The organism is Micromonospora sp., from assembly GCF_048594385.1.
Taxonomy (GTDB): domain Bacteria; phylum Actinomycetota; class Actinomycetes; order Mycobacteriales; family Micromonosporaceae; genus Micromonospora; species Micromonospora wenchangensis.
Map to the genome: position 1 here is coordinate 1 of NZ_JBMDWU010000083.1, position 4,860 is coordinate 4,860.

The following is a 4,860-nucleotide window of genomic DNA, read 5'->3' on the forward strand; positions in this document are numbered from 1 at the left end:
CCGATGTTCGACTTCAGTGAGCCGAGGTACAGCGGACGATCCGCCGAGTGCTCCCGACCGTACGTCGCCAACAACGCCTGCGCCTCGATCGGATCACCCAACCGCGTCCCCGTACCATGCGCCTCCACCACATCCACATCACCCGCCGACAAACCACCACTCGCCAACGCCTGACGAATCACCCGCTCCTGCGACGGACCATGCGGCGCCGTCAACCCATTCGACGCACCATCCTGATTAACCGCACTACCCCGCACCACCGCCAACACCCGATGACCATTACGCCGCGCATCCGACAACCGCTCCAACACCACCACACCGACACCCTCACCCCACCCCGTACCGTCGGCAGAGGACGAGAACGCCTTGCACCGGCCGTCGGGGGACAGGCCCCGTTGGCGGGAGAACTCGACGAACATGCCGGGCGTCGCCATCACCGACACCCCGCCCGCCAGTGCCAGCGACACCTCACCCGCGCGCAGCGCCCCCACCGCCTGGTGCAACGCCACGAGCGACGACGAGCACGCCGTGTCCACCGTCACCGCCGGGCCCTGCAACCCCAGCGCGTAGGCCACCCGACCGGAGATGACGCTGGTGGAGCGGCCGGTGAGCCGCAGCCCGTCCAGCCCCTCGGACACCTGGTGCAACGGGGAGCCGTAGTCCTGGGCGAGCGCGCCGACGAAGACGCCCGTCGCCGATCCGTTCAGTGCCGCCGGCACGATGCCGGCCCGCTCCAGCGCCTCCCACGAGGTCTCCAGCAGCAGCCGCTGCTGCGGGTCCATCGCCAGCGCCTCGCGGGGGGAGATGCCGAAGAATCCGGCGTCGAACTCCCCCGCCTCGTGCAGGAACCCGCCGTCGAGCACGTAGCTCTTGCCGGGCCGGTCCGGGTCGGGGTCGAAGAGGTCGGCGAGGTCCCAGCCACGGTCGTTGGGGGGTTCGCCGATCGCGTCGCCGTCGGTGGTCAGCAACTCCCACAGCTCGTCCGGCGAACCGACGCCGCCGGGCAGCCGGCAGGCCATGCCGACGATCGCGATGTGGTCGTCGTCGGTCGCGGTCCGCGTGGGTGGCGGGGCGTCCGTCACCGCCGGCCGGGCACCGAGCAGTTCGTCCCTGAGGTACGCCGCCACGGCGGTCGGTGTGGGGTGCTCGAACACCATCGTGGCGGAGAGCCGGACACCGGTCGCCGCGTTCAGCCGGTTGCGCAGCTCCACCGAGGACAGCGAGTCGAAGCCGAGATCCTTGAACTTCGCCTGGGCCGGGACCTGGGCGGCCGAGGTGTGGCCGAGCACCGCGGCGGCGGTCTGCCGGACCAGCTCGATCAGCAGCTGGTCGCATTCCGCGGCCGGCAGCGCGACGAGTTGCTCGGCCAGGGCGTTGCCGGTGACGCGGGCCGCCGCGACCCGGCGCTCGCGCCGGCCCACCAGAGCGGTGAGCAGCTCCGGGACGGCACCGGCCGCCGGCGAGCGCAGGGCGTCGAGGGCGAGCCGGGCCGGGACGGCCGTCGGCCGGTCGGCGGTGATCGCGGCGTCGAACAGGGCGAGGCCGTCCTCGACGGTCAGCGGGGCCAGCCCGAGCCGGCCGATCCGGGCGACGTCGACGTCACTGAGCTGACCGGTCATCTCACTGCGCTGGTCCCAGAAGCCCCAGGCCAGGGCGGTCGCCGGTAGTCCCTCGGCGCGCCGGGCGTTGGCCAGTTCGTCCAGGAACACGTTCGCCGCCGCGTAGTTGGCCTGGCTGGCGTTCCCGAGCAGACCCATGATCGAGGAGAAGAGGACGAAGCCGGCCAGGTCGCGGTGGCGGGTGGACTCGTGCAGGTGCCACGCGGCGTCGGCCTTGGCCCGTAGCACCGTCTCGACGCGCGCGTCGGTCAGCGCGGGCAGCAGCGCGTCGTCGAGGACCCCGGCGGTGTGCACCACGGCCGTCAGCGGGTGCGCCGTCGGGACGCCGTCCAGCAGGGCGTCCAGGGCGGCCCGGTCGGCGACGTCGACGGCGGCGACCTCGACCGTCGCGCCGAGGCCGGTCAGTTCGCCGACCAACTCGGGTACGCCAGGGGCCGCCGTTCCCCGGCGGCTGGCCAGCAGCAGGTGCCGCATCCCGTGCCGGGTGACCAGGTGCCGGGCGAGCAGGCCGCCGAGCGTGCCGGTGCCGCCGGTGATCAGGACGGTCCCGTCGGGGTCCCATCCGGCCGGTACGGTCAGCACCGCCTTGCCGACCTGGCGGGCCTGGCTGAGCTGGCGGAACGCGTCGGCGGCGGAGCGGACGTCCCAGCATCTCGTCGGCAGGTGGGTCAGCGCGCCCCGGGCGAAGAGCGCGACGATCTCGGTGAGGATGCGCCGGATCAGCTCCGGGTCCCGGCGACCGATCTCGATCAGGTCGAACGCCTGGTAGCGGCGACCGGGGTGGTCCACGGCGACCCGGTCGGGGTCACGCAGGTCGGTTTTGCCCATCTCGACGAACCGGCCGCCGTCGGCGAGCAGTCGCAGTGACGCGTCGAGCAGGTCACCGGCCAGGCTGTTCAACACGACGTCGACGCCGCCCGGGGTGGCGAGCCGGAAGGTCTCCTCGAACCCGTCGGTACGCGAGGAGGCGATCCGGTCGGCGGGCACGCCGAGGGCCCGTACCGCCTCCCACTTGGCGGGGCTGGCCGTGGCGTACACCGTTGCGCCGAGGTGGTGGGCGAGCTGCACGGCGGCCATGCCGACGCCACCGGCGGCGGCGTGGATCAGCACCGACTCACCGGCGCGCAGGCCGGCCTGGTGGACGAGCCCGTAGTAGGCGGTGGCGAAGACGATCGGCACCGCGGCGGCCTGGGCGTACGACCAGCCGGCCGGGATCGGCACGAGCAGCCGGTGGTCCACGGTGGCGGTGCCGGCGAACGACTCGGCCACCATGCCCATCACCCGGTCCCCGGGCCGCAGGTCGGTGACCGCTGCACCGGTCTCGGTCACCACGCCGGCACCTTCGATGCCCATCCGGGCCTCGCCGGGGTAGACGCCGAGGGCGATGAGGACGTCGCGGAAGTTCAGGCCGGCGGCCCGTACCGCGATCCGGACCTCGTGCGGGGCGAGGGCGGCCGGCCCGGTGGCCGGGATCTGCCCGGCGACGACGGCGAGACCGTCCACGCTGCCCGATCCGGTGCCGTCCAGTCGCCAGTCGCCACCGGACACCGGCGCGACGCCGGGGGTCACCGGGGCGAGCCGGGGCACCCTCAGCTCACCGTTGCGGACGGCCAGCTCGGAGCGGTCGGCGGCGAGGGCGGCCGGCAGCACGGTCAGCGAGCGGGGGTCGTCGTCCAGGTCGAGCAGGAGGAACCGGCCCGGGTTCTCGGTCCGCGCCGAGCGCAGCAGCCCCCATGCGGTGGCGTGGGCAGGCGAGGACGCGGTGGTGCCCGCGTCGGTGGTGATCGCGTGCCGGCTCACCACGGCGAGCCGGGCGTCGGCCAGCTGCTCGGTGGCGAGCCAGTCCTGGGCCAGGGTGAGCGCCCACCGGGCGGCGGCGTGCGCCCCCGTGATCGCCGGGCCGTGCGGGGCGTCGGGCAGGGTCACCACGACGACGTCGACCTGCCGTCCGGCGGCTGCCAGGGCGGACAGGTCGGGGTGACGCTCGACGTCGGGCAGGACGCTGCCGAGATCGAGCGGGTCCGGCCCGAGCAGCGCGTACCGCAGGGTGGACGACGCGGCGGTGACCCCGGCGGGCTCGGCGACCCAGTCGAGGCCGTAGAGCGGGGGCGTGTCCTGTCGGGCGGCGCCGAGCCGGGCCGGGTCGACCTCGCGGAAGGTCAACGACTCGACGGTGAGCACCGGCTGGCCGGCGCCGTCGACGGCGGTCAGGGTGATCGCGCCGGTGGCCGTCGGCCGCAGCGACAGCCGCAGCATCGACGCCCCGGCGGCGGCGAGCGTGACGCCCTGCCAGGCGAACGGCAGCCGCAGGTCGTGCCGGCCGGCCAGCCGGTCACGGACGAGCATCGCGTGCAGCGCCGCGTCCAGCAGTGCCGGGTGCAGGCCGAAGCGGGCGGCGTCGGTGTGGGCCGCTTCCGGGAGCGACACGTCGGCGAAGACCTCGTCGCCGGACTGCCACATCGCGGTCAGTCCCCGGAAGGTGGGGCCGTAGCGGTATCCGCCGTCGGCCAGTTCGTCGTACGCGTCGCGGACGTCCACGGGGGTGGCACCCCGGGGCGGCCACTGCGCGGAGGGGGCCGGCAGGTCGGGGTCGGTCACGGTGGGGGACAGCGTGCCGGTGGCGTGGCAGGTCCAGGCGGTGCCGAAGTCGACGTCGGCGGCCCGGGAGTGGATGCTCACCTCGCGGCGACCGTCCCCGGCCGGCTCGTCGATCTCCACCCGGACGTGCACCGGCGCGCGGTCCGTCAGCACCAGGGGCGCCTGGAGGGTCAGTTCGTCGACGTGGTCGCAGCCGACCTCGTCGCCGGCGCGCAGCGCCATCTCGACGAACGCGGTGCCGGGCAGCAGCACGGTGTCGCCGACGGCGTGGTCGGCCAGCCAGGGTTGGGCGGCGAGGGAGAGTGTGCCGGTGAGGCCGGTGACGGCGCTGCCGGCGAGTTCGACGACCGCGCCGAGCAGGGGGTGGGTGACGGCGGTCAGGCCGGCGTGCGAGACGTCGGCCCCGCCGGGTGCGGTCGGGTTCAGCCAGTAGTGGCGGCCCTGGAAGGGGTAGGTGGGTAGGTCGACCCGGGCAGCCTCCGGCACCACCCGCTCCCAATCCACCCCCACCCCCGACACAAACGCCTCACCCAACGACAACAACACCCGACCCACACCACCCTCACCCCGACGCAACGTCGGCACCACCACACCACCCGAACCCAACACCTCCAACGACTCCCGCAAACCCACCGACAACACC

1 protein-coding gene is annotated in these 4,860 nt (G+C 74.1%); it reads right to left on the reverse strand.

Annotation, left to right across the window (positions count from 1 at the left end):
- On the reverse strand, nt 1-4,860 hold a 4,860-nt coding region (locus tag ACOJTC_RS03915), incomplete at both ends, for an SDR family NAD(P)-dependent oxidoreductase (RefSeq protein WP_420115778.1).